At 69.6% G+C, this 25,489-nt stretch carries 22 protein-coding genes; 10 read left to right on the top strand and 12 right to left on the bottom strand.

The features are described from left to right. Window positions 1-5: 5 nt before the first annotated feature. The 7 genes from ABZV40_RS28995 to ABZV40_RS29025 form a co-directional block, all read right to left on the bottom strand. Entirely contained in the window at window positions 6-1,751 is a 1,746-nt protein-coding gene (locus tag ABZV40_RS28995; protein WP_355448230.1) for a cellulase family glycosylhydrolase, read from the bottom strand. Between the two features lie 133 nt (window positions 1,752-1,884). Next, complete coding sequence (locus ABZV40_RS29000) at window positions 1,885-2,937, bottom strand: LacI family DNA-binding transcriptional regulator (protein ID WP_355448233.1); 1,053 nt, start codon at window positions 2,935-2,937, stop codon at window positions 1,885-1,887. A gap of 74 nt (window positions 2,938-3,011) precedes the next feature. Next, complete coding sequence (locus tag ABZV40_RS29005; RefSeq protein ID WP_355448235.1) at window positions 3,012-5,423, bottom strand: glycoside hydrolase family 95 protein; 2,412 nt, start codon at window positions 5,421-5,423, stop codon at window positions 3,012-3,014. A 170-nt stretch (window positions 5,424-5,593) separates the two neighbouring features. Beyond that, window positions 5,594-7,003 (bottom strand): endo-1,4-beta-xylanase, encoded by a 1,410-nt coding sequence (locus ABZV40_RS29010; protein ID WP_355448238.1) that lies wholly within the window; start codon window positions 7,001-7,003, stop codon window positions 5,594-5,596. 5 nt (window positions 7,004-7,008) lie between these two features. Continuing rightward, window positions 7,009-8,490 carry a family 43 glycosylhydrolase gene (locus ABZV40_RS29015; RefSeq protein ID WP_355448241.1) on the bottom strand — a complete coding sequence of 494 codons (1,482 nt, stop codon included), beginning with the start codon at window positions 8,488-8,490 and terminating at the stop codon, window positions 7,009-7,011. Between the two features lie 16 nt (window positions 8,491-8,506). After that, the gene (locus tag ABZV40_RS29020) at window positions 8,507-9,457 is read right to left on the bottom strand and encodes an arabinan endo-1,5-alpha-L-arabinosidase (protein WP_355448297.1); all 951 of its coding nucleotides are present in this window, start codon (window positions 9,455-9,457) and stop codon (window positions 8,507-8,509) included. A gap of 29 nt (window positions 9,458-9,486) precedes the next feature. Then, complete coding sequence (locus ABZV40_RS29025; protein ID WP_355448244.1) at window positions 9,487-9,636, bottom strand: RICIN domain-containing protein; 150 nt, start codon at window positions 9,634-9,636, stop codon at window positions 9,487-9,489. A gap of 362 nt (window positions 9,637-9,998) precedes the next feature. Between ABZV40_RS29025 and ABZV40_RS29030 the strand changes: the two genes are divergently transcribed. The 3 genes from ABZV40_RS29030 (at window position 9,999) to ABZV40_RS29040 (ending at window position 11,943) form a co-directional block, all read left to right on the top strand. Further along, complete coding sequence (locus tag ABZV40_RS29030; protein ID WP_355448247.1) at window positions 9,999-10,127, top strand: hypothetical protein; 129 nt, start codon at window positions 9,999-10,001, stop codon at window positions 10,125-10,127. A gap of 78 nt (window positions 10,128-10,205) precedes the next feature. After that, complete coding sequence (locus tag ABZV40_RS29035) at window positions 10,206-11,423, top strand: hypothetical protein (protein WP_355448250.1); 1,218 nt, start codon at window positions 10,206-10,208, stop codon at window positions 11,421-11,423. 25 nt (window positions 11,424-11,448) lie between these two features. After that, window positions 11,449-11,943 (top strand): hypothetical protein, encoded by a 495-nt coding sequence (locus ABZV40_RS29040; RefSeq protein WP_355448253.1) that lies wholly within the window; start codon window positions 11,449-11,451, stop codon window positions 11,941-11,943. Here the strand turns inward: ABZV40_RS29040 and ABZV40_RS29045 are convergent. Next, complete coding sequence (locus ABZV40_RS29045) at window positions 11,910-13,289, bottom strand: MFS transporter (RefSeq protein WP_355448256.1); 1,380 nt, start codon at window positions 13,287-13,289, stop codon at window positions 11,910-11,912. The two genes, ABZV40_RS29040 and ABZV40_RS29045, sit on opposite strands and share 34 nt — an antisense overlap. Then, on the bottom strand, window positions 13,286-14,863 hold the full coding sequence (locus tag ABZV40_RS29050) for an NAD(P)/FAD-dependent oxidoreductase (protein WP_355448259.1): 1,578 nt from the start codon (window positions 14,861-14,863) through the stop codon (window positions 13,286-13,288). The genes ABZV40_RS29045 and ABZV40_RS29050 overlap by 4 nt, the downstream gene beginning before the upstream one ends. A gap of 101 nt (window positions 14,864-14,964) precedes the next feature. On the opposite strand from ABZV40_RS29050, the gene ABZV40_RS29055 reads away from it, so the two are divergent. From ABZV40_RS29055 to ABZV40_RS29075, 5 genes are all read left to right on the top strand, one after another. After that, window positions 14,965-15,618, top strand: coding sequence for a TetR/AcrR family transcriptional regulator (locus ABZV40_RS29055; RefSeq protein WP_355448262.1), 654 nt, complete (start codon window positions 14,965-14,967; stop codon window positions 15,616-15,618). Beyond that, complete coding sequence (locus ABZV40_RS29060) at window positions 15,615-17,279, top strand: FAD-binding dehydrogenase (protein WP_355448265.1); 1,665 nt, start codon at window positions 15,615-15,617, stop codon at window positions 17,277-17,279. Before ABZV40_RS29055 ends, ABZV40_RS29060 begins: the two co-directional genes overlap by 4 nt. A 148-nt stretch (window positions 17,280-17,427) precedes the next feature. Continuing rightward, window positions 17,428-17,820 (top strand): hypothetical protein, encoded by a 393-nt coding sequence (locus ABZV40_RS29065; protein ID WP_355448268.1) that lies wholly within the window; start codon window positions 17,428-17,430, stop codon window positions 17,818-17,820. Then, window positions 17,813-18,571, top strand: a complete 759-nt coding sequence (locus ABZV40_RS29070; protein WP_355448270.1) for a response regulator transcription factor — start codon at window positions 17,813-17,815, stop codon at window positions 18,569-18,571. Before ABZV40_RS29065 ends, ABZV40_RS29070 begins: the two co-directional genes overlap by 8 nt. Continuing rightward, on the top strand, window positions 18,568-19,890 hold the full coding sequence (locus tag ABZV40_RS29075) for a HAMP domain-containing sensor histidine kinase (protein WP_355448273.1): 1,323 nt from the start codon (window positions 18,568-18,570) through the stop codon (window positions 19,888-19,890). The genes ABZV40_RS29070 and ABZV40_RS29075 overlap by 4 nt, the downstream gene beginning before the upstream one ends. A 26-nt stretch (window positions 19,891-19,916) precedes the next feature. On the opposite strand, the gene ABZV40_RS29080 is transcribed toward ABZV40_RS29075, so the two are convergent. The 3 genes from ABZV40_RS29080 to ABZV40_RS29090 all read right to left on the bottom strand — a co-directional run bounded on the left by ABZV40_RS29080 (window position 19,917) and on the right by ABZV40_RS29090 (window position 22,894). Beyond that, window positions 19,917-21,410 carry a sialidase family protein gene (locus ABZV40_RS29080; protein ID WP_355448276.1) on the bottom strand — a complete coding sequence of 498 codons (1,494 nt, stop codon included), beginning with the start codon at window positions 21,408-21,410 and terminating at the stop codon, window positions 19,917-19,919. A 169-nt stretch (window positions 21,411-21,579) separates the two neighbouring features. Continuing rightward, window positions 21,580-22,008, bottom strand: coding sequence for a DUF6069 family protein (locus tag ABZV40_RS29085; RefSeq protein ID WP_355448279.1), 429 nt, complete (start codon window positions 22,006-22,008; stop codon window positions 21,580-21,582). Window positions 22,009-22,033: 25 nt separating this feature from the next. Then, the gene (locus tag ABZV40_RS29090; RefSeq protein WP_355448282.1) at window positions 22,034-22,894 is read right to left on the bottom strand and encodes an SDR family oxidoreductase; all 861 of its coding nucleotides are present in this window, start codon (window positions 22,892-22,894) and stop codon (window positions 22,034-22,036) included. A 116-nt stretch (window positions 22,895-23,010) separates the two neighbouring features. On the opposite strand from ABZV40_RS29090, the gene ABZV40_RS29095 reads away from it, so the two are divergent. Continuing rightward, on the top strand, window positions 23,011-23,406 hold the full coding sequence (locus ABZV40_RS29095) for a helix-turn-helix domain-containing protein (RefSeq protein ID WP_355448285.1): 396 nt from the start codon (window positions 23,011-23,013) through the stop codon (window positions 23,404-23,406). A gap of 176 nt (window positions 23,407-23,582) precedes the next feature. Then, complete coding sequence (locus ABZV40_RS29100) at window positions 23,583-25,400, top strand: M1 family metallopeptidase (protein WP_355448288.1); 1,818 nt, start codon at window positions 23,583-23,585, stop codon at window positions 25,398-25,400. Window positions 25,401-25,489 lie beyond the last annotated feature (89 nt).

Consider the following 25,489-nt stretch of genomic DNA (forward strand, 5'->3'; position numbering starts at 1 on the left):
AGCCGTCAACCGGTGCTGCCGGTCACCGAGGTGCCGGACTTGGTGAGGTAGTAGGTGATCTGCGTTCCGCTCCAGAAGTGGAACGTCAGGGTCACCCGGCCGTCGGCGACCTCGGCGAAGAACTCCGGCTTGAGGATCATCCCGCCCGCGGCGTAGTCGGGCTGGAAGTTCTGCCAGAACTCCTTGAACGTGGTCCAGTTCGCCGGTCCCGCGGGGCGGCCGTCGGCGTACTTCGCTTCCATCGTCGCGAGCTGGTCGCCGTGGAACTGGGTGGGGATCGTGAACGACGTGGTCGTGCCGGTGGCGGCGGCCTGCGTGGGCGGGTCGTAGCTGATGATGCCGATCTGCCAGGGCACGCCTTGGGAGAAGCGGGCCTCGATGGTGGCGTTGACGCCGTAGGCGCGGTTGCCGGCGAGCCGGGTGAGTGCGGCGGCGGTGAGCGTCAGGGTGGTGCCGGACATGGTGTAGTCGGTGCCGTTGACGAGGTTGATGTCACCCTGCCGCAGTCCCCGGAACGACGTGCCGTTCAGGTTGAGCGTCAGCGCCTGCGCGGTGATCGTGCCGCTGCGGCGCAGGTAGACCTGGTCGGACGAGGCCGTGCCGGACCGCGTCGCCCAGCTCGCCCTGATCAGGTCGTGCACGCCCTGGTCGCGCCAGCGCAGTTCGGTGCGGTTCAGGAACTGGCCCGCGTCCCAGAGCATCGTGGTGAGCCTGCGGATGCGGGCGTGGTAGCCGACCGCTTCCACGAACTTGAGGAACTCGCCGCGTTCGATCACGCCCGGCCGGGTGTGGTCGTAGCTGAGCAGCGCCCATTCGCCGATGATCACCGGGATGCCCCGGGACACGAACGTGTTGTACACGCGGTCGAAGGTGCCGACGAGGTCCTGCTCCACATCCGCGTTGTAGCGGGTGAAGCCGGCGATGTTCACGCTGAACGGCCAGAAGCCGTAGAAGTGCACCGTCGCGGCGATGTTGGGGTCGTGCAACTGGTCGTAGCTCGCCAGGAACGCGTCCAGCCGGGGCTGGTCGGCGGCGGTGTTCACGGTGGGCAGCACCAGCAGGCGGGTGGCGTTGCGGCCACCGGACCCGCGGACGATCCGGTGGAACTCCGCGTTCAGCTCGTGCAGCGCCCTGGCGTCCTCGTCGGTGCCGGAGGTGCCGGCGAACTGCGGTTCGTTGATGCTCTCGAACACGAGCTTCGGGGAGTGGTCGCGGAACGTCGTGGCGATCTGCGACCACAGCGCGGTGTACCTGGCCATCACGGCCGCGCGATCACTCGGATACGTGTTGATCCACTGCCACGAGTCGTGGTGCAGGTTGATCATCACGTAGAGACCCTCGGCCAGGGACCAGTCGACGATCTCGCGGACCCGCGCCAGCCAGGCCGCGTCGATGGTGTAACCCGGCGCGGCACCGTGGTGGTTGCTCCACGTCACCGGGATGCGGATGCTCTTGTAGCCCTGGGAACGCACGTGGTGCAGCAGGGCCTGCGTGGTGCGCGGGTTGCCCCACGACGTCTCGTCGGGGATGGCGTCCATCGTGTTGCCCAGGTTCCAGCCCGGCTGCATCGCGGCGACGGTCCTCATCGCGTCGTCCGGGCCCGCCTGGGCACCGCCCACCGTGAGCATCCCGGTCACCAGCAGCGCCACCAGAGCACAGGCGGTCGCCCGGAGCCGGTGCCCTGTTCTGCGCGGGCTGCGGTAATCAGTTGAATTCGCCGGTTCGACCACGCCGGTTCTGCTCGGGATCATCACCAGTCCTGTCCGCAGGAGGATTCCCGACGCCTCGGCACCGGCGGAAAGGCGAGACGACGTGCCCGGAATCTAAGCGCTTAGATTTCGGCGGTCAAGACTGGGACGTCCGATCGACGAACATTCGACAAGGTCATTTCGAGAAAAGGCAGCCGCAACTGGCTCGAATGACGGGTTCGGTCGGCAAAGGCACCTGCGCCTCTCCCGTTTCCGTCTCGAGAAGGAGCCGTACCGCCGTGCGGCCGACGGCCTCCATCGGTTGCTGGACGGTGGTCAACGGAGGCGATGACAGGCGCGTGGCGACGATGCCGTCGAAACCGGTGACCGCCACCTGTCCTGGCACGTCGATGCCGGCCTCGCGCAGCACGTCCAGCACCACCAGTGCTTCCTGGTCGGTGGCGCACACGAAGACGTCGGGCAGGCGTCCACCCGCCAGAACGGGCGCCAGCGCGGCACGGGTGGTCTCCTCCCGGGCCGGCTTGCTCGGCAGCGACGGGTGCACCGCGAGCCCCGCGGCGGTGAGGGCTTCGGCGTAGCCGCCGAAGCGTTCCGAGAACTCCGCCGTCACGCTTTCCTCGCCGATGTAGGAAAAACGCCGGTGTCCGTGCTCGCGCAGCAGGTGTTCGACCAGCCGGCGCATGCCCGACCGGTTTTCGACCAGGACCGTCCGCGTGCCGGCCGCCGTCGTCTCACCACCGAGCTCGACCACCGGAATCCGGCGCGCGATGCGGGCCAGGGCCTCGGCGGGCGCGGCGCCCGCGAACGTGATCAGGCCGTCGACCCGTCCGGCGACGTCGACCACGGCGGGCGGCCCGGTGCCCGATCCCAGCATCAGCGCCAGTCCCCTGCGGCGGCATTCGAGCTCCACACCCCGCTGGACCAGATCGGCGTACAGCGGGAACAGGCCGGCGTCACCGGTCGCCTGCGCCCGCAGTTCGTCGGCGGGGTCTCCGTCGTCGCTGTCCAGCAGGTAGCTCAACGAGTAGAGCCCGATGGCGCCGGTGCGCCCCTTCGCCAGCCCGCGAGCGCTCACGTTCGGCACGTAGCCCAGGGCGGCAGCGGCGGCCAGCACGGTGTCGCGCGTCTTCTTGCGCACCCGTTCCGGCTGGGCGAAGGCGAACGACACGGTCGCGATGGACACCCCGGCCCTCTCGGCGACGTCGTACACCGTGGGCCTGCGCGCCATCGGGTCGCACTCCTCGGCTCGGTCACGGAGTCACCCCGACATGGTGATCCACGGCGACCAAGGCGTCAAAGTCCTCACCCGAGGACCTGGAACTCGCCGACGACGCGGTAGGCGTGTCCCGCGGTGGCGGCGAACGTCATCCGGTCACCGGTGACCGTGCCGCCGACGGGCTCGCCGGTCGTGGTGTCGGTCAGCGTGTACCGGCCGGCGAACACCCCGTTGCGCACGGTGAGGTTGCCGGAGCCGGCCGGCTTGAGCGTGAAGTCGACTCCGTCGGTCGACGTCCACGACACGTCCACCGTCACGTTGCCCCGTGCCTTCAGGCCGGTCACCGAGCCGGCGGGCCAGGCGCCCGGCTTGGCCGGCAGGACGTGGACGACGCCGTTCTGGCTCTGCAGCAGCATTTCCGTGATTCCGGCGGTGGCACCGAAGTTGCCGTCGATCTGGAACGGCGGGTGGGTGTCGAAGAGGTTGGCGAGCGTGGAGCCCTTGAGCTGCTCGGCGACCATCTTGTGGGCGTGGTCGCCGTCGAGCAGGCGCGCCCAGAAGTTGATCTTCCACGCCTTGCTCCAGCCGGTGCCGCCGTCGCCGCGGTCGATCAGCGTCGCCTTGGCCGCGTCGCCGAACGCCGTGCCGGCCGCGATCTGGTGGCCGGGGTGCAGCGCGTAGAGGTGGGACACGTGCCGGTGCTGCGGCTCGCCGGTGATCGCGTCGCTCTTCCACTCCTGCAGCTTCCCGCCGCTGCCGATCCGCAGGCCGGGATCCATCGCGTTCAGCTTGTCCTGCACCTGGGCGCGGAACGCCGGGTCGGCCCCGAGTGCGGTGGAGGCGGCGACGGTGTCGGTGAACAGGCCCCAGACGATCTGCTGGGCCATCGAGTCACCGGCGGTGAAGGGGCCGTGTTCCGGCGAGTAGCTCGGGGTCGCGACGAGCTTGCCGTCGCGCGGGTCGGTTCGCAGGTTCGCGAGCCAGAACTCGCTGGCACCCTTGAGCAGGGCGTAGGCGCGGTTCAGCAGCGCCGGGTCCTTGCTGAACGTGGCGAGGTCGTAGACCTGGGAGGCCAGCCAGCCATTGGCTTCCGGGAACCAGAACGCGGTCGCCCAGTCGTGCACTCCGGTGAAGCCGAACGGGTTGGTCTCGTTGTTCACCAGCCAGCCGCCGGTGCCGAAGATGGTGTTCGCGGTGACCTGACCGGGCGCCTTGAGCGCCTCGACGAACCGGACGAACGGCTCCGCCGTCTCGGCCAGGTTGGCCTGCCCCGCGAGCCAGTAGTTCATCTGGATGTTGATGTTGGTGTGGTAGTCCGCGCTCCACGGCGGCGACGTGGAGTTGTTCCACACGCCCTGCAGGTTGGCGGGCAGCGACCCGCTGCGCGACGAGGCGATCAGCAGGTACCGGCCGTACTGGTAGTACAACGCCTCCAGCGCCCTGTCGTCGGCCGAGGAGCCGCCCGTGTAGGCGGCACGCAGATCGTCGGTGGGCTTGTTCGGCACGGTCTGGCCGATGTCGAGCTTCACCCGGTCGAACAACGCCCTGTGGTCGGCCACGTGCGCGGCCCGCAGGGCGGCGAAGGACTTCGCCGCCGCGGCGTCCACAGTGGACTTCACCCGGCTGCCCGGGTCCGCGCCGCGGTAGTTCGGGTAGGTGTCCGCGTAGTCGGTGCCGGCGCCCAGTACGAACGTCGCGCTGTTCGCGCCGGACACGGTCACCGCCGAACCGCTGCTGCTCACCGTGCCGCCGTCGGCGAGCACCTGGATCTGCGCCTCGAACACCATGCCGTTGTTGGCGAGCTTGCCCCTGATCGTCAACCGGCCACCGGAGGCCGTGGCGGTGAAGTCGCTGCGCGGCGAGGTGTAGCGCAGGGTGAACGACACCTTGCCCGGCTGGTCGGCACCGAGGCGCCCGACCATCACCTGGTCGGGATAGCTGACGAAGTACTCGCGGTCGTAGGTCACCCCGTCGTTGGTGTAACCGACCCTGGCGGTCGCGTCGCCGATGTTGAGCTCACGCCGGTACCCGGAGTGCGAAGTGGACTGTCCCGCCAGGTCCAGCCTGAGATCACCGAAGGTCTGGTAGGCACCGAAGTTCGTCTTCGGCTGGCCCAGCTTGCCCGCCACCCACTTCGGGTCGGCCCGGCCGTTCTGGTTGATCGCCGTCACGACCTCGTCGAGCGCCCCGGGACGCGGCGAGGTCCAGTTGCCGAAGTTGTACCCACCGGCCGCACCGGGACCGCCGGTCCACAGGGACTTCTCGTTGAACTGCAGCTGCTCCGAGGTCACCCCGCCGAACACCATCGCACCCAGCGCGCCGTTGCCGATCGGCAGTGCCCGGCTCTCCCAGTCGGTGGCGGGCTCGTCGTACCACAGCGTGTTGCCGTCCGGAACCTGCCGGGCACCGGCGGCGGGAGCTACCCCTGGCGACAGAACGAGACCTGCCGCCAGGACGGCCGTGGCCGCGAGAGCTGATTTCGACAGTGGTCCACGCATGGACACCCTCCGTTGGGTGCGAGGTACGAGCAGGCAACCTCGGCGAGGATAGATCCGATGTATAGGCGAGCGATAGTCCTCCGACCAACTAAAGTCCCACTACAGCCGCACGGATACCTCGAATACGAGTATCTGACCTCCGATCTATCGACCCGTTCCATCGCAACTGCTCAGAAGGACCACTGCTGATGTCCGCCACCGTTGCAGGTCAACAGGACCACACGGCTGCCGTTGGCGGTCGCGGCGCCGTTCACGCTCAGGCACAGCCCCGACTGAGCGCCGGTGATGGTGCCGTCGGCGTTCAGGTTCCACTTCTGGCTGGCACGGCCGTGGCAGGTCCAGATGATCACCGCCGTGCCGTCGGCGGTACCGGCGCCCGAGGCGTCGAGACACTGTCGCAAGTCACCGGTGTAGACGGTGAGCTCGCCCTCGGTCGTGCGAGTCCACTGCTGGTTGGTGCCGGTCGAGCAGGCCCAGATCTGCAGCTGGGTGCCTGCCGTGGTCGAGGCGTCCGGAACGTCCAGACACTTGTCCGCCCCTACCGCGTGCACCTGACCGCGTGGGTTGTTGAGCGCGTAGAGCACATCGTAGTAGGCCTGTTTCTTGGCGTAGTTGTTGTCGAACAGCAGCGGTGTCTCCTCGCGGCGCCACGAGTACTTGTCCGTGATGCCCCAGACGGTGATGCCGGTGCAGCGTGAGACGGCCAGGCAGGCCTGGGTGACCTTCCGGTACACGTCGGCCTGGGCCGAGCCGCTGCCGCCGACGTCGAGCTCGGTGATCTGCACCTCGACGCCGAGGTCGGCGAACCGTTGCAGGTTCGCCTGGTAAGTGCTGAGCGAGGAGTTCGAGCTGAGGTGGCTCTGGAAGCCCACGCAGTCGATCGGCACGCCACGGCTGCGGAAGTCCCGCACCATGTTGTAGATCGCCGTGCTCTTGGTGTTGACGCCGTCGGTGTTGAAGTCGTTGTAGCAGAGCTTGGCGGTCGGATCCGCCGCTCGAGTGGCGCGGAACGCTTCCTCGATGTAGCCGTCGCCGAGCTTCTGCTGAAAGGCCGACTGCCTGCGGGTGCCGTCCCCCAGAAACGCCTCGTTGACCACGTCCCAGGCGTAGAGCTGCCCCCGCCAATGGCCCGCGACCTGGTTGATGTGGTTGTGCATCGCCGAACGCAGGTTGGTGGCGTCGAGGTCGTTGACCCAGCTGGGAAGCTGCGCGTGCCACACCAGCGTGTGCCCGCGGATCGTCATGCGCTTGTCCTGGGCCCGGCTGACGATCTGGTCCGCGGGACCGAAGTTGAACTGGCCGCGCTGGGGCTCGGTCGTGGCCCACTTCATCTCGTTGCCCGGCGTGACGCCGTTGAACTCCGTGGTCCACGTGTTCACGTACTCGGCCTCGTCGAGATGACCGGAGATGCCCGCCCCGAAGTACCGCCCGGTCTGGGCTGCCGCCGCTCCGGGCGTGTTCGCCGCCGCGGCGTGTCCGGGGAACGACACGAGGGTGGCCGTCGCCAGCGCCGCCGTCGCCAGGGCCGCCGCCCTGACGCGTCGCCGCAGTGGTGGGATGCTGATCAACTCGTTCCTCATCTCTGTCAGCCCGTCTCGCCCGAGGGCGCGGTGAGCGTGGCACCGAGCCGGACCGGCGTGCCGAAGTTCGGCGAGCCGTCGGAGTTCCACGTGAACTTCTGCGCACGGGTCGAGCGGTTCATGTCGCAGCCGCCGGAGGCCGAGTCGTTGGCGTGGTAGACGATCCAGTCCTCGGTGCCGTCGGGCGACTTGAAGAACCCGTTGTGGCCCGGCGCGTAGACGCCGTTGCCGTCGTTGCGCTGGAACACCGGGTTCGGCGACTTGGTCCAGTGCGCGCTGTTGAGCGGGTCGGTACCGGTCAGGGTGAGCAGGCCCAGCTTGTAGTCGGGGCCCCAGCACGCGCTGGCCGAGTAGACGATCATCGTGCGGCCGTTGTGGTACAGCGGTTCCGCGGCCTCGTTGACCTGCCCGCCCTGGGTTTCCCACGCCAGCGTGGGCCGGCTGATCGTGCGGCGGGGGCCGGCGATCGTGTACGGGTTGGCCAGCGGCGTGATGGTCAGGCTCTGGGTGCCGTCGATCGCGCTGCCCAGCAGGTAGAGCTTTCCGTCGTGCCGCAGGATGCTCGGGTCGATCTCCCACGTGTCACCCAGATCCGCCTTGAACGTGTACGGCCCCATCGGGTCGCTGCCGGAGCTCTCCAGGACGTGCAACCGCTGCGTGGGGTTGAAGTCGGGCACGTCCTGGCCCGCCACGTAGTACAGGTACCAGCGGCCGTTCAGCAGGTGGAACTCCGGCGCCCACATGTTGCAGCAGCCGTTCGGGCGGCCCGACAGGGAGAACACCGTCGTGTCCGCCGCGGTGGACAGGCCGGCCAGCGTCCGCGACCGCCGCATGGTGATCGTGGAGTTCCACGTCGTGGTGGCCAGGTAGTAGTAGCCGTTGTAGTACTGCAGCCACGGATCGGGGCCGCTGCGCTTGATCGGGTTGGTGAACGTGCGGGCGGCGCCGAGCTTCACCAGCTGCCACTGCTGGTTCGTGCCACCGGTGTCGGGCCACTGGACGATCTCGGCACCGTCGGCGGTGGAGAAGCTCAGCACGTCGACGGCCTTGCCGCTCGCGCGGTTGATCAGCCGGACCTGACCCTCCGGCGAGTCCGCCGGCCGGAACTGCTGGCTGGGACGGTTGGCGTCGGTCGTCTGCACCAGGCCGGCTCTGTCCGCGGTGGACGGGAAGTCGAGAACCTTGCCGCTGTGCCTGGACTTCAGCCGGTAGTAGCCGCCGCCGGAGTCGACGAACTGCCACTGCTGCCACGCGCCGTCGTTGCGGGTGTACTGCGAGATCCGCGCCCCGTCGGCGGTGGCCAGCTCGTAGACGTCCAAAGCCTTGCCGCTGTTGCGGTTGACCAACACGTACGACGCATTGGTGTCCACGATCGCGGCGGACGCGGTCGTCGGCAGAGCACTCGTGGTCCCGCCCAGCAGCGTGACAGTGGTGACCAGAACGACGGTGGAGCGCCAACGGCGACGCCCGGCAGCTGATCTCAACATCGCCTCACAAATGTCCTCAGTAGACGAACGGCCAGCCGGCCGAGTCGTAGCCCAGCAGGTTGATGCCCAGCAGCGGTGCGCCGTTGTCGGCGTAGTAGTGGTAGACGAGGAGATCGCCGTCGACGTCGGTGAGGACGTCCTGATGTCCTGGGCCGTGGACGTTGTCGTGACTGGCCAGGATCTCCGTACCGCCACCGGAGGTCATGGGGGTGCCGTTGCGGTCGAAGTACGGCCCGGTGACGCTGGTCGAGCGGCCGGCCATCACCCGGTACGTGCTGGACGCGCCGCGGCAGCAGTAGTCGAACGAGACGAACAGGTAGTAGTAGGAGCCGCGCTTGACGATGTTCGGCGCCTCGATCGGACCGCCGTTGCGGCCGGCGATCGAGCGGATCACGGAGTCGGAGCGCAGGCCGTTCGACGGGTTGAGCGCGACCATCTTGATGCCGGACCAGAACGACCCGAAGCTCAGCCACCACCGGCCCTGGTCGTCCACCACCAGGTCGGGGTCGATCGCGTTGAAGTCGTCCGACGTCCGGGACTCGACGACCAGACCGCGATGGGTCCAGGTGCCGGAGTTGCCGCTGGGGCTGGTGGCCAGGAAGATCGCCGAGTTGTTCGACCCGAACGTGGAGGCCGAGTAGTACATCCAGTACAGCCCGTTGCGGTAGGACAGGTCAGGTGCCCAGAGCGTGCGGCCGCCACCGGTGTAGCCGGTGGTCCACGGCGCACCGCCGGGGAACGCCGCACCCGCGTCGCGGAACGCGATCCGGTCGGCGGAGGTCTTGAGCGCGATGTTGTCACCGGTGTGCGCCACCAGGTAGCTCCCGTCGGAGCGCCTGACCGCGCTGGGATCGTGCACGCCGACGTCCCCCGTCACCCGGCCGGGCCCGGGATAGGCCGACGCGGGCGATGCCGAGCCGACGGTGACGATCAGCGCCGCCAGCAGGGTCAGGGCGGTCTTCCCCAACGCGACCACGGGGTTCCTCCATCTCCAGGTCAGGACGGGATGAGCTGCCACTGCTCCTGAGGAGCGTTCTGGTAGTCCCACTGGTCGAGCACCGTGCCGTCCGCCGTGGAGGCGTCTGGGACGTTGAGCGCCCGCTGGCTCAGCCGGAAGCCGCGGCGAGACATTCCTGATGTCGTCATTGACTCTCCCGATATCCCACCGCGACGCCCGAGCCTGATGTCCAGGCGAGCCGAAATGCTAAAGAACATCGGAGGCGGAAGCAATGCCCTACTCAACGCAAAAACCCTGCTTCACCGCAGCTCGGAAGCCATATCGACTATTTCGACGTCGACGAGCAGTCAATTCAAGGAAATTTCCATCTTGAGCGGGCCGGTTTTCGTCGAATGCGTCGTCGAACACCGCTACCTCGTCGTCGAACCCCGTTCCACACCCCCATCGCAACTTCCGCGTTTTGCTCAAAAAATATCCGCATAACGGACATATCGGACGCGGAGTGATAGCTTCGCGGACAGGAACCTTCCCCAGTGATCGGAGGAGCAACATGCAGCAGCTGGCCGAGAAGATCGCCCGCGACGACGTGTGGGCCAAGTGGGTCGAGGCGAACTCCCAGCCGTCTGCCAAGGAAGGCTGCATCTCGCGCAAGGAAGGCTGCATCTCCAAGGCGGGCTGACCGCCCTGTCCCACCGGGTGGCAGGTGGTCGCTCCACCTGCCACCCGGCGCCGCCACCCGACGCCGATTGGACCCCGCGTGCAGCCGACCGCCGAGATGCTCGACCACATCCGCGACATCCCGATCTACCGCGAATCCCTCGCCACCGGCACGTTTCCCGTCCTGGAGAAGGACGCCATCAGCCGGGGCTTCCCGGACAACTTCATGACCCCGGCCCTCGCCGAGGCCCTCGGCACCGGCGCCGCCGAGTTCGTGTTGTCCACCGGCACCAACCACGCGCGCATGCAGCTGGTCCGCCCGCCCTACTTCCTGCTCAGGTCCTACTACCGCCTCTGGTCCGAGCACCCCGCCATCCGGCACACCTGGGACGCCGGGTGCCCGCGCGTGTCCGTGACCACCGTGCTCGCCACCGAACACGTCGCCCGCGTCAACGCCAGAAAACGCGGCGAACCCCCGCTCGACCGTCCACCGCTGGCCGACCGGCGCCTCGACGACCGCACCGTCTACGTCAACCAGCACCTCGACCCGGCACTGTGGACCCGTGCCGACGTCGAACGGATGCTCGCCGAGATCGAGCACGTCCGTGACGGCGGCGGCTACCACCTCGACTGCTCCAGCTACCACCTCGCGCACCTGCTGGACAAAGCCCGCGAGTTCGGCCTCGAACTGCCCGCGCCCGCCAGCGTCGTGCACGCCTACGAGTACACACCGGACAACGTCGCCCGCTACCTGCGCGCTCACCTCGCCTGCCCGATCGTCGACCTCTTCGGCAGCACCGAGCTCGGCTACCTGTACTACAGCGACGGCGGCGGCACCTATCACCCGTACCTCGAGCGCATGGCCGTCGAGCTGCTGCCCGTCGAACCCGGCAGCACCCTCTACGCCGTGATCGTCTCCAGCATCCGCAACGAGTGGATGCCGCTGATCCGCTACCGGTCCGGCGACCTCGCCCGCACCGCCGACGGCACCCCGGACCCGGCCCGCGTCGTCCGCTTCTGCGGCCGCGAGAAGGAGCTCGTCCGCGTCGGCACCACGCTGTTGTGCCACGGCGACCTCGACCGCTGGATCGGCGAGACCGCACCGGAGGTGTTCCTCTACCGCCTGCGCGTCGGCGAAGGCACCACTGCGGAACTGGAGTACACCACGTTCGACCGGCAACCGGCCGACACCACCGCGCTCGTCGCCGCTCTCGCCGAACACCTCGAACTCACCGTGCATCCCGTCCACCGCACGCACATCCCGATCGGAAAGTCCGGCAAGTACGCCTGGCTGCACCCCGACTCGCGCACCCGCTGATCCCCACGCCGGACAAGGAGCCACTGTGCCCGTGACCCCCGCCGACCTGCGCGCCCTGCTGGGCGAGGACCTGCACGCCGAGGTGGTCGAGCACTTCACCGCGAAGACCGGCCACCCGGCCGGCTTCGTCGAACGCCAGGTCCTCGAATGCCTGCGCTACCTCTACCTCGTCTCCGCCCACCAGGACCGCCTGGCCGGCACCTTCCTGCCGGTGGAACAGGAGATCGACGAGGTCTGGCACTACCTGATCCTGCAAACCCGTGAGTACCGCGAACTCTGCGCCCGCCTGCCCGGCGGGTTCTTCATCGAGCACCGCAGCATCAGCTACACCGACTACGCCGAGGAAGCACCCCGCGAACGCACCGCCACCGAAGCCCTGCAATGGATTCCTCTCTACCAGGACGCGTTCGGTCCCTTCGACGCAGGCGCGCTCCCGCACTGGACGATGCCGCGGTTCCTCCACGAGCAGCTGGACATGTCCCTGGCTCAGATCGCCGAACTGGACATGGCCGCCCTCTGACCGGCCGCCGCCACCGCGATCGCCACCACCAGCTGCACTGCCAGCACCACGGCGAACGCGGTGGCGTGCCCGGTCCCGGTCAGTCCTGTGTAGACGGACCCCAGCCCGGCCACCCCGACCGCCATCGCCCCCTGCTGCGTCGTCACCAGCACGCCTCCACCGGCCCCCGCGTACTGCGCCGGCACCGCGGACAGCACCGAAATCTGCGACGACCCCACGACCAGCGCCTGTCCCAGCCCGATCAGCACGAGGCCGGGCAGCAGCCACCACACCGCGGCACCGAGCACCAGCACCCCCAGCAACCACGCCACCCCCGCCGCCTGCGTCAGCGCCCCGACGACCAGCACGCCGTCACCGCGCTTCTCCCGCAACCGCGGCACCGCGAACGACCCGGCCAGGAACGCCGCCGACATCGGCACCACCGCCAGCCCGGCCGCCGCCGGGTCCAGCCCGAACCCGTTCTGCACCGTCAACGGCAACGCGAACAGATATCCCGCCCACGCGGCCAAGAAAGGCGCCACCACCAGCAGTCCCCGGCGCACCTCCGGCGTCGTCAGCACCGACGGCGGCAGCAACGGCACCCGCTCCCGCGCCACCAGACGCACCTCCGCACGCCACAAAGCCAGCGCCGCGAACGGAACGAGCACCAGCACCCCGACCGTCCACCACGGCCATCCCAGCACCGGCCCCCGGTTCAGGCCCACCAGCAGCAACACGATCACCAGCGCCAGCAACCCGGTCCCGCGCACGTCGATCCCCATCGGCCGCGACGACCGCGTCTCCGGCACCACCAGCAGTGTCAGCACCACCGCGAGGACCCCGAGTGGCAGGTTCACCAGGAACACCAGCCGCCACGACGTCCCCCACAGATCCGCGGTCACCAGCACCCCGCCCGCCACCAGCCCGAGGATCGCCGCGAACCCGGCCACCGCCGCGTACAGGCTCATCGCCCGCGGCCGCCGCTGCGGCGCGACCGCCGCCTGGATGGTCCCCAGCACCTGCGGTGGGATCAACGCGGCCGCCGCGCCCTGCACCACCCGCGCCGCCACCAGCGATGTGCCCGAGTCCGCCACCGCGCACCACAACGACGCGGCCGTGAACCCCGCCAGCCCCGCCACGAGCACCCGCCGCCGGCCGCAGGCGTCACCCAGGCGGCCACCCAGCACCAGGAACACGGTGAACGCGAGCCCGTACCCGGCCACCACTAGTTCCAGCTCCGCTCCGGACGCCCGCAGGTCACCCGCGATCGTCGGCAGCGCGACGTTGACGATGAAGGCATCCGCCATCGGCAGCAACGCGGCCAGCAGCACCGCCGCCAGCCCCGCCCGCCCCAGCTCGGTGGTCATGCGAGCCTGAACCCCCGGTACCCCTCCGCCGCGACACCGTCGCAGATGGCCCGGTACGCGTCCAGCCCACCGGCGAACGGCGCGAACACCCGCGCCTTCCCGTCGACATTCGCGCCCACGTAATAGGAATCGGTCTGCGGGTACAACGTCCGGCCCGCCAGCTCCGCCACCCGCGCCACCCACTCGTCCTGCGCGGGTTCCAGCGCCTCGATCTCGGCGACGCCCCGCTCCCGCGCCTCCGTCAGCAGGTCGCACACCCACTCCACGTGGTGCTCGATCGCCCGCAGCACGTTGGACAGCACCGTCGTGCTGCCCGGACCCGTGATCGTGAACAGGTTCGGGAACCCCGCGACCGCGAGTCCGAGATAGCTGCGCGGCCCGTCCCGCCAGACATCGGCCAGCGACCGCCCGTCACGCCCCCGCAGGCCCATCCGCGTCAGCGCACCCGTGAAGGCGTCGAACCCCGTCGCCAGCACCAGCACGTCCAGGACGTGCTCACCCCGCGCCGTCCGGACCCCCTTCGCCGTCACCGACTCGATCGGCTCCTCGCGCAGATCCACCAACCGCACGTGCGGCAGGTTGAACGTCTCGTAGTAGCCGTCGTCCACGCACAACCGCTTCGTGCCGATCGGATACCCCGACGGCGCCAACGCCCGTGCGACCTGCGAATCCCGCACCACCGCACGCACCCGGTCCCGGAAGTACTCCGCCAGCACGGCATTCGCCGCCAGGTCTCGCCCCGTGTCGGTGAACGCCGCCACGATGTGCGTGCCGCCGCGCGCCCACGCCCGATCCAGCTCGGCCACCCGCTCCCGCGGGTCGGTCTCCAGCGCGGCCCGGCCGGTCCCGGTCACCGGGTGCCCGAACCGCGTCGTCCGCGCCTCCAGCAGCTTCCGCTCGTACCCGGCGACCGCCCCATCCCGCTCCGCCCGCGTCAGCGCCCGGTTGCGCGCGGGCACGCTGAAGTTGGCCGTGCGCTGGAAAACCACCAGCTCCGAGGCCACCTTCGCCAGCTCCGGCACCACCTGGATCCCCGACGAGCCGGTGCCGATCACCCCGATCCGCCGCCCGGACAGGTCCACCGGCTCCACCGGCCACCGCGCGGTGCGCAACACCGTGCCGCCGAAGGAGTCCAGCCCCGGGATGGACGGGGTGTGCACCGCGGACATGCACCCCACCGCCGTCACGACGAACCGCGCCCGCACCCGCTCACCGGTGTCCGCGGTCAGCGACCAGCCGCCGTCCTCGAACACCGCCCCGGTGATGGTCGTGCCGAACGTGATGTGCGGCCACAGCCCCCGCCGGTCGGCGAAGTGCTCGGCGTAGCGCAGGATCTCCGGTTGTCCCGCGAACCGCTCGGACCACTGCCAGGACTCGTACAGCTCCCGGTCGTGCAGGTAGGAGTAGTCCAGGCTTTCCACGTCACACCGCGCGCCCGGATACCTGTTCCAGTACCACGTTCCGCCGACGCCCGCGGCCGACTCGTACGCGTGGCAGGAGAAACCTCGCCGCCGCAACTGGTCCAGCACGTGCAGTCCGGCGAAGCCGGCCCCGACCACCACGATGTCCCACACATGATCAAGTCTACTCAAATCCAGACATACCGGATCATTTCGGCCACTGTTCGATACACGAACGTATCTGATACAGTTGTGTATCGAACAGGAGGTGGATCGTGGCGGACAGGACGAACGCGGGAGCGGAACCCGGAGCACGGCGGGTGACCAAACGCCGGGCGGAAACGCGGCAGCGGCTGCTGCAGGCGGCGCTCGTGGTGTTCGCCGAGGAAGGTTTCGGCCGCACCACCGTCGACCAGGTGTGTGCGCGAGCCGGGTACACGCGCGGGGCGTTCTACTCGAACTTCGACTCCCTGGACGAGCTGTTCCTCGCCGTCTGGGAGCACTGGTCGACCGAGCTGATCACCCGCATGCGCGAGGCGTTCGAAGCCTTCGAGCAGGCGGCGGTCAAGGACGTCGAGGGCGTCGTCGCGCACATGCTGCGGGCGGTGCCGATGGACGAGGACTGGTACCGCGTGAGCACCGAGTTCACCGCCCACGCGCTGCGCAACCCGCAGCTGCGCCAGGTGATCGTCGAGCGCGAGCAGGCCATCTCGGCGTCCCTGATGCCGTTCCTGCTGACAGCGCTGGCCGCGATCGGGCGCACGGTGCCGGATCCCGGCGCACTCGGCCAGGCGCTGGTCGCCGTGCACGACGGCACGGCGCTGCAGTGCTTCAGCGAACCGGGCAACGCCGCCGTCCAGCACCGCCGAACCACCCTGTTCACCCACGTCGTCACCGCTTACAGCACCGAAAGCAGGCAGCAGTCATGAGCGACGAAGCAGACGTCATCGTGGTCGGAGCCGGTCTCGCCGGCCTGGTCGCCACCTACGAGCTCACCAGGGCCGGCCGCCGCGTGCTGGTCGTCGACCAGGAGAACCGCGCCAACCTGGGCGGCCAGGCGTTCTGGTCCCTCGGCGGGCTCTTCCTCGTCGACAGCCCCGAACAGCGGCGCAACGGCATCAAGGACTCCTACGAGCTGGCGTTGCAGGACTGGCTGGGCTCGGCCGGGTTCGACCGCGACGACGAGGACCACTGGGCCCGGCAGTGGGCGCAGGCCTACGTCCGGTTCGCCGCCACGGAGAAGCGTCAGTACCTGTACGACCTGGGGCTGCGGTTCACCCCGGTGGTCGGCTGGGCCGAGCGCGGCGGCGGCCTCGCGGACGGCCACGGCAACTCGGTGCCCCGCTTCCACCTGACCTGGGGCACGGGCCCGGAGGTGGTGCGGGTGTTCGCCGAGCCGGTGCTCGCCGCCGAACGCCGCGGGCTGGTGCGGTTCGCGTTCCGCCACCAGGTCGACGAGCTCGTCGTCGAGAACGGCGCCGCGGTGGGTGTGCGGGGCAGCGTGCTGGAACCGTCCGACCTGGACCGCGGCAAGGCGTCGTCACGGGTCGTCGTGGACAGCTTCGAGCTGCGCGCCAAGGCGGTCGTCGTGACCTCGGGCGGGATCGGGCACAACCACGACCTGGTCCGCGCCAACTGGCCGGTCGACCGGCTCGGCCCCTGCCCGGAGACGATGATCGCCGGGGTGCCCGCGCACGTCGACGGGCGGATGCTCGCGATCAGCGAGAAGGCGGGCGCCAACCTGGTCAACCGCGACCGCATGTGGCACTACACCGAGGGCCTGCACAACTGGAACCCGATCTGGCCCGACCACGCGATCAGGATCATCCCCGGCCCGTCGTCGATGTGGTTCGACGCCACCGGCAAGCGCCTGCCCGCGCCGAACTTCCCCGGCTTCGACACCAACACCTCGATGAAGGCCATTCTCTCGACCGGCTACGACTACTCGTGGTTCGTCCTCAACCAGACGATCATCAACCGCGAGTTCGTGCTGTCCGGTTCCGAGCAGAACCCCGACCTCACCGGCAAGGACCTCCGCCAGGTGCTGGCCAGCCGCGGCGGCAAGGGCGCCCCCGCCCCGATCGAGGCGTTCAAGAACCACGGTGCCGACTTCGTCGTCGCCCGCACCGTCGGCGAGCTGGTCGCCGGCATGAACAAGATCGCCCGCGGCCCGCAGCTCGACGCCGCGCTGATCGAACGTCAGATCGTCGCCCGCGATCGTGAGGTCACCAACGGGTTCTCCAAGGACGCCCAGCTCATGGCCATCGCCAACGCCCGCCGCAGCTGGGGCGACCGGCTGGTGCGCACCGCGAAGCCGCACCGGCTCCTCGACCCCGAGCACGGTCCGCTGATCGCCGTGCGGCTCAACGTCCTCACGCGCAAGACGCTGGGCGGCATCCAGACCAACCTCGACTCGCAGGCGGTGCGCGCGGACGGCACGCCGTTCCCCGGCCTGTACGCCGCGGGCGAGGTCGCCGGCTTCGGTGGCGGTGGTGTGCACGGCTACAACGCGCTGGAGGGCACGTTCCTGGGCGGTTGCATCTTCTCCGGCCGGGCCGCGGGCCGTGCCCTCGCCAGGAGCCTCGCGTGAGGTCGCGGGCGGCCTGTTGCCGGCGCGTGATCGGGTTCTGAGCACGGCCGAGAATTGGCCTGGAGACGGCCGTCGCTTGGCCGTCGCTTTCCCTTGCCGCTCCTAGCGTTTCGGGTGTCAGTTTCCCGGCGTTGCGGAGGTAGGTCCCATGCAGGTCAAGTTCCGGTTGCTCGCTGCTGCCGCCTTGCTGGCGGTGGGTCTCACGGCGTGCGGCAGCGGCAACGCGCAGACGTCGAGCACGCCCGCGGCCAACCAGCAGGCGGCCGCCACGAAGAAGCCGGCGCACGGCCACAAGAAGAAGAAAGAGGAGCCGCTCACCGGCGACGTGAAGCAGAAGGCCGAGCAGGCGGCGCTGGCGAAGTACCCCGGCACGGTCACCAAGTCCGAGCACGACGCCGAGAAGCCCGGCATGTACGCGGTGGAGATCAAGCAGGCGAGCGGCCAGAGCGTCGAGGTGTACCTCGACAAGTCCTACCAGGTCACCGGCACCAAGAACGAGGACCAGGGCAAGGCCGGCCAGGGCGATGGCAACGGTGGCTGAGCCGGGCGCGGTGAACGCGGTGGTGTCGTCGGCCGTAGTAGCTGACGGAGGCACCGACACCATGCGCATCCTGATCATCGAGGACGACGACCGGATCGCGCTGCCCCTCGCGGAAGGGTTGCGGCGCTACGGGTTCGACGTCGACCGGGTGTCCACCGGTGCGGCGGCGCTGGCCGCCGCACCGGTGGACATGGTCCTGCTCGACCTCGGTCTGCCCGACGTCGACGGCATCGACCTGTGCCGGCACCTGCGCGCGAGCTCCGACGTGCCGATCATCATGATCACCGCGCGCGGCGAGGAGGCCGACCGCGTCGTCGGCCTGGAGCTCGGCGCCGACGACTACCTCGCCAAGCCGTTCAGCCTGCGGGAGCTGGTCGCCCGCATCCGCGCCGTGACCCGCAGGGCCGTCCCGGCAACGCAGCTCGTCACGACGCCGGACACCGCGCAACGGCTCGGGCCGCTCGTCATCGACCGGCGCACCCGCCAGGTCCACCTGCACGGCGAACCGGTCGAGCTGGCGCCCAAGCAGTTCGACCTGCTCGCCCTGCTCGCCGACGACCCCGGCGCGGTGTGCTCGCGGCAGCAGATCCTCGACACCGTCTGGGACCCGCACTTCTTCGGCCCGACGAAGACCCTGGACGTGCACGTCGCGGCCGTGCGCCGCAAGCTCGGCGACCCGGCCTGGATCGAGACGCTGCGCGGCGTCGGGTTCCGGCTCACCGTTCCCGGCCCCGCGGCCGAATCGGCATGACCAGGCGCCTGCTGCTGAGCTTCCTGGGCATCACGCTGCTGGTGCTGCTCGGCCTGGAGATCCCGTTCGGCGTGATCTACGGCCGCGTCGAGACGGCCCGTTTCGCCCAGGCCGTCGAACGCGACGCCGTGATGGTCACCGAACTGGCCGAGGAGGAGATCGAGCAGGGCGACACCACGGCGTTGCCCGAGCTCGTCAGCGACTACGCGACCCGCACCGACACCCGCGTCACCGTGGTCGACCGCACCGGCACGCTGCTCATCGACTCCCGCACCGCGGTGCCGCGCAAAGCAGATCTCTCCGGCTCCCCCGACATCGCCGACGCGCTGCGCAACCGGCCCACGGTGAGCACCCGTCCCGGCGACGTCCTCACCGTCACCAGACCCGCCTCGTCCGGGACGCTCGTGCGCGGTGCGGTCCGGGTGACCGCGTCCACCGCCGGTGTCGCGGCGCAGGTCCGGCAGATGTGGGTGATCCTCGCCCTGGCCGGCCTCGGTGTGCTCGCGATCGCCGCGGTCGTCGGCTTCGCGATCTCCCGCTGGATCACCCGGCCGCTGCGCACCCTCGAACACGCCACCGCCTCGTTCGCCGGCGGCGTGCTGTCCGACCCGCCCGACCTCCACGCGGGCCCGCCGGAGCTGCGCCGCGTCGCCGCCGCGTTCACCGCCACCGCGACCCGCCTGCAACATCTGCTGCAGGCCCAGCACTCCTTCGCCGCGGAGGCCTCCCACCAGCTCAAGACGCCGCTGACCGCGCTGCGGCTGCGGCTGGAGAACCTCGAACCCCGGCTGGATCCCGGCGCTCACACCGATCTCGACGACACCCTCGCCGAGATCGACCGGCTCGACCGCCTGGTCCACGGCCTGCTCGCCCTGGCGCGCCTGGAGAACAGCGCGACCAGGGCGCAGCCGGTCGACATCGACGCCGTGGTCGCCGAACGAGCGGAGACCTGGGCCGCGTTCGCCGCCGAGAACGACGTCACGATCGCCGTCCGCGGCACCGCGGCCGGTCCGGCGTCAGCCCTGCCGGAGGCGGTCGAGCAGGTCATCGACAACCTGCTCGCCAGCGCCCTGCGCGTCGCACCACCGCACAGCACCATCACCCTCGCCACCGTGCCCGGCCACGACGTCGAACTCCACGTCATCGACCAGGGCCCCGGCATGACGCCTGAGCAGAAAGCTCAGGCCTGCCAACGGTTCTGGCGCGGCGACACCACCGGCGACGGCACCGGCCTCGGCCTGGCCATCGTCGCCCAGCTCATCCGCGGCAGCGGCGGAGACCTCACCTTCCTGGACGCACCGGCGGAGGTCTCGACGTGATCGTCCGGCTCAGGCGAGCCCCGTTGTCACCCGTGGTTCAACCGCACAGCGTGGACATCGGCTCCACCGGCGACCGTCGAGGTGAAGAACGCCACGGTGTTGTTGCCTGAGATCGTTTCCAGTCCCATGTAGTCCCCGAGGAACAGGCCTCGCGGATCTCCCGGCGCGAAGTAGGAGATCGGTGCGGTGTAGAGGTCGAACGGTCCGTGCAGGTGTTGTTCGGGCTCCCACGTCTGGGTGCCGGTGTGGGAGTGGCGGACCCAGATGTCGGTGGTGGCGACACCGTCACCGACGACGTTGCCGCGGTCGTCCCAGTAGGTCAGCGTGACCATGCCCGTGTCCGACACGTCGATCGCGTGGTTGTACGACTGCACGCCCGGTCCACCGGTGGAGACGACGGCAGGCCCGCTCCAGTGCCGGCCACCGTCGGTGGACTTCGCCAGAACCACCTTGTTCAGGGCGGTGCCGAGACCGTCGGACCAGACGACGTAGACCGCGCCGCTGGTCATGTCGACCGCGATGTCGGGCAGGTAGTCCTCGGCGCGGATCGGGAAGTTGTCGTCGGGCACGAACAGCTGGGCGAACCGGATCGGCGCGATCTGCACCGGGGCCGACCAGTGCAGCCCGGCGTCGCGAGAGGTCATGACTCCCATGTAGACGCCGTTGTCGTTGTTGCCCGCGCCGGTGTACAGGTTGGCGGCGACGTTGTAGAGCGTGCCGTCCGGGCCGACGGCGATCTGGTTGCCCTGGAAGTAGGAGTTCGAGTCGCGCATCGGCACCGGGGTGGACCACGTCAGCCCGGCGTCGGTCGTGCGCGAGAACATCGGCTTGCCGCGGTAGGCGAACGAGTGCAGGTCCGCGATCGGGTGCTGCCGCCCGTCGTTGGGGTAAGACCCGCGGATCCACGTCGCGTAGGCGTAGCCGGGACGGGTCGGGTCACCGGTGACGGAGACCTTGTCGTTGAAGACGCCCCGGTCGCCGTTGTCCTCCTGGATGATCCGCGGCGGCCGCCAGGTGCCGGTGGCCCGGTCGAGGCTCGTCACCGCGACCGCGGACAGGCCGAGCTCGGCCGAGTCGATCGGCTGGCCGATGAAGTAGGCGTTGCCCGCCTTGTCGTAGCTCACCCACGGATCGGTGACGCGGCCGAACCGGGCCGGGCCGCCCTGGCAGGCGCTCCACGGCACGTCCGGCAGCTTGCTCCACGACGCGCCACCGTTGTGCGTGATCCACGAGGACAGGCCGCGCGCACCGCCGTCCGGCCAGCGGTCCTGCTGGGAGGCCCCGATCATCTCGGCCGGGTTGACCGGGTTGACCGCGACCTGCGGTTCGACCTCGGTGTTGTCGTAGGCGGCGGCGAAGTCGGCCGACGCGCCGAACGGACAGCCCGTCAGCGTCGACGGGCCGCTGACCAGCACATCGGGGCCTGCGGCGAAGGGAGCCGCAGACGCCGGGCCGGTGGCGCTCAGGAGAACCAGGGGGACGACCGCCGCAGCCGCGGTGAGCCTTCTGGTCGCATGCATGGGGGTACCTCCGGATGTCCGCTTTCCCCCTCATGGATGAATCGCCACCGGAGTCCTCATCGTTGCGCGTGCGGCGGGGCGGACGGCCTGATGATGCGCCGCGGGAGCTGTCAACCGCGACGGGCGCCATCGGGGCCGAAGCTCCGATGGCGCCCGTCCGGTTCGACGATCAGGCGCGGGCGGGATCAGCCTGCGGGCTGTCCGCCGGCAGTGGCAGCACGGTGCGGAAGACCGGCACCGCGATCGCGGCCACGACCACGTGCATCAGCATGAGGGCGACGACGCCGATCGGGCTCGCGCCGGGGATGCCGAACAGCAGCACGTCGGGCACCAGCGACACGGCGACCACGGCAGGCACCAGCTTGCGCAGCAGGGCGTTCGGCCTGGCGGCCTTGCGGCGGATCACCGCCCACGCCCCGGCGGCCACGACCACACCGACCACCGTGAGGAACACGTAGGCCTGGGGCGTGAGGCCCTGGATCACCGCGGCGTCCGCTCCCAGCGCCCTGGCGACGAGGGCGACGACGGTGTTGGCGGCGGACGCCAGCACGATCGTGGCCAGCACGCCGAGGACCACCTTGGTCTTGCTCGTTTCCACGACTGCCTCCTCAGGTGCGGCGGGATCAGCCGAGGTTCTTGAGCAGCGCGGTGACCGCGTCGTCCAGGCCGGTGGTGGGGCGGCCGAGCAGCGCGCGCAGGTCACCGCTGCCGGAGGCCAGCTCGCCGTCGGCGATCGCGCGGTCGGCGTCCACGAGCATGTCCGCGACGAACTCGGGCAGTCCCGCGCCCACCAGGATGCTCCGGTGCTGCTCCGCGGGGACGTCCTGGTAGGAGACCGGCTTGCCGGAGATCCGGGCGACGGACGCGGCGAGGTCGGCGTAGCTCCAGGCCTCGTCGGCGGCGAGCTCGTAGACCTTGTCCTCGTGGCCGGTGCCGGTGAGCACCGCGACCGCGGCGTCGGCGTAGTCGGCGCGCGGCACGCCACCGAGCTTGCCCTCGCCCGCGCTGCCGAGGACGGTGCCGGTCGCCGGCGCCTGGGCGACGGCCTGCTCGTAGTTCTCGGTGTACCAGCTGTTGCGCAGGAAGGTGAAGGTCAGGCCCGACTCCCGGATGACCTCCTCGGTGGCCTTGTGCTCAGGGGCCAGGCTGATGGTGGCGGTGTCGGCGCCCAGGATGCTGGTGTAGACGAGGTGGGTCACGCCGGCGGCCTTGGCGGCCTCCACGGCCGCGGTGTGCTGGGCGACGCGGCGGCCGACCTCGCTGCTGGAGACCAGCAGCACCTTGTCCGCGCCCGCGAACGCCTCGGTCAGCGTCGACGGCTGCTCGTAGTCCGCGACGCGCACCTGCACACCGAGCGCGGCCAGGTCGGCGGCCTTCTCCGGGTTCCGGACGGCGGCCACGATCTCGCCCGCGGGGACCTTCTGGGCGAGTGCTTCCACGACCAGGCGGCCGAGGTGTCCGGTGGCACCGGTGACGACGATCATCGGGGTTCTCCTTCGCGTCTGTACTCCCTCCAGGTTTGTACAAACTTTTCGAAAGTGCAACCCCTCAGTGAGTACGATCTCTTGGACCGTGCGGCGTATTGGGTAGTATGGGAGGTGTGAGCGATGTGACGACGTCCGCAGACGAGCAGGACCAGTTCCTGTTCGACGTGTTCGCACAGCGCTGCCCGTCGCGTTCGACGCTGGAGCACCTGACCGGCAAGTGGGGCACGCTGGCGATGGTCGCCCTGCACGAGGGCACGTTCCGGTTCAACCAGTTGCGCCGCCGGGTCGACGGGGTGAGCGAGAAGATGCTCGCGCAGACCCTGCAGGCGCTGGAGCGGGACGGGTTCGTCCACCGCGAGGCGCAGGCGACGATCCCGCCCAAGGTGGAGTACAGCCTGACCGACCGCGGCAGGCACACCGCCGAGCTGCTGATCGGCCTCATCCAGGACGTCGAGGCGCAGATGCCGGAGGTCATGGCGGCGCGGGAGCGCTACGACGCGACCAGGTGACGCGCGAAGCATCGTCCACAAAGGACTAATCTCGTCCCGCCAGACGGGCAAATGCGACATCTGCGGGACACCAGAGGATAAAACGGTCTTCTTCGTTCCCAGTGAACAGCCGAACCTTGCTCGACACCCTGCCATCGGATGACCCTGTGCCTGCCCCTGCAGAAAGGACATCTCCGATGACCAGAAGAGCGCTCCCTGCCGCGCTCGCGCTCGTCACCGCCCTGTTCGGCCTCACCACCCCTGCCACGCCGGCGTTCGCCGCCGCGTGCGGGGACCAGGTGGTCGGCAACGGCGGCTTCGAGAACGGGACGACGCCGTGGACCCAGACGGCCGGCGTCATCTCCGCCGGGACGACCGCCGAACCCGCGCACGGTGGCGGCACCGTCGCGTGGCTCGGCGGTGACGGCACCACCCACACGGACACCCTGTCGCAGTCGGTCACCCTGCCGGTCGGCTGCGCCTCGGCGACGTTGACCTACTGGCTGCACATCGACACCAAGGAGACGACCAGCAGCACCCAGTACGACAAGCTGACGGTCCAGGTCGGTTCGACGACCGTCGCCAGTTACTCCAATTTGGACAAGAACACCGGCTACGTCCAGAAGAGCGTCGACGTGTCCGCGTTCCTCGGGCAGACGGTGACGCTGAAGGTGACCGGCACCGAGGACTCCAGCCTGGTGACCAACTTCCTGCTCGACGACGTCGCGCTCACCACGTCGGACACCCCGCAGCCGCCGGCGGACGGCACGCGGACGCCGACCAGTCCCAAGTACGCGGTCAACCTCACGTCCAACGCCGCCGGTGACACGTGGACCGGCCACGAGTCGGTCACCTTCACCAACGGCGCGCCGACCGCGCTGCCCGAGGTGTACCTGCGGCTGTGGGACAACGCCCACGGCAGCTGCCCGGCGACGCCGATCACGGTCACCAACGTCAGCGGCGGCACGCCGTCGGCGCTGAGCGTGAACTGCACCGCGCTCAAGATCACCCTGCCGGCGCCGCTGGCCCAGGGGCAGTCCGCGACCGTCGGGTTCGACCTGGGCATCGTCGTCCCGAGCGGCGCCGACCGGTTCGGCCACGACGGCGCGTACAACATGATCGGCAACGCGCTGCCGGTGCTCGCGGTCCGCGACGGGGCCGGCTGGCACCTCGACCCGTACACCAACAACGGCGAGTCGTTCTACGCGGTGATCAGCGACTTCGACGTCACCCTGACGCACCCGACGTCGTTGCTCACGCCCGCCACCGGCACGTCGACCGAGACGGTCAGCGGCAGCAACACCGTCACGCACGCCACGGCGGCCAACGTCCGCGAGTTCGCGTGGGCGGCGGGCCCGTTCTCGAAGATCTCCGGCACGTCGGCCAAGGGCTTCAAGGTCAACGTGTACGGCACGAGCGGGATCTCCAGCAGCAGCGCGAGCTCGATGCTGACGCTGGCGAAGGACGCGCTCGACGTCCACTCCGGCAGGTTCGGCGACTACCCGTACCAGGAGATGGACGTCGTGCTGGACAACAACTTCTGGTTCGGCGGCATGGAGTACCCCGGTTTCGTGCTCGACCTGGTGTCGAACGTGGCGCTGCCGCACGAGCTGGCGCACCAGTGGTTCTACGGGATCGTCGGCAACGACGAGTACAACTCGCCGTGGCTCGACGAGAGCTTCACCGACTACGCCACGGACCTCTACCGGGGCGTGACCGGCAGCGGCTGCGGCATCACGTGGCAGTCGAGCGCGGAGAAGCTGAGCAACTCGATGGCGTACTGGGACGCGCACTCCTCGCGCTACTCCACCGTCGTCTACAACTACGGCAAGTGCACGCTGCACGACCTGCGGCGGCTGATCGGTGACACGGCGATGGCGAACCTGCTGAAGTCGTACGCCCAGTCGCACTGGTACGGCGTGTCGACGACGGCCGACTTCAAGGCCGCGGCACAGGCCGCGGCCGGCTCGACGGACCTGACGTCGTTCTGGGCGTCGCACCGCGTCGAGGGCTGATCGGTAGCGGCCTCCCCGGTCCGCCCGGGGAGGCCGGCCCGTTCTGGGACCGGGCCGTTACGTGGATGAAGGGCGGCGTGAAAGACGCC

It is taken from the genome of Lentzea sp. NPDC004782, from assembly GCF_040609115.1.
GTDB lineage: Bacteria > Actinomycetota > Actinomycetes > Mycobacteriales > Pseudonocardiaceae > Lentzea.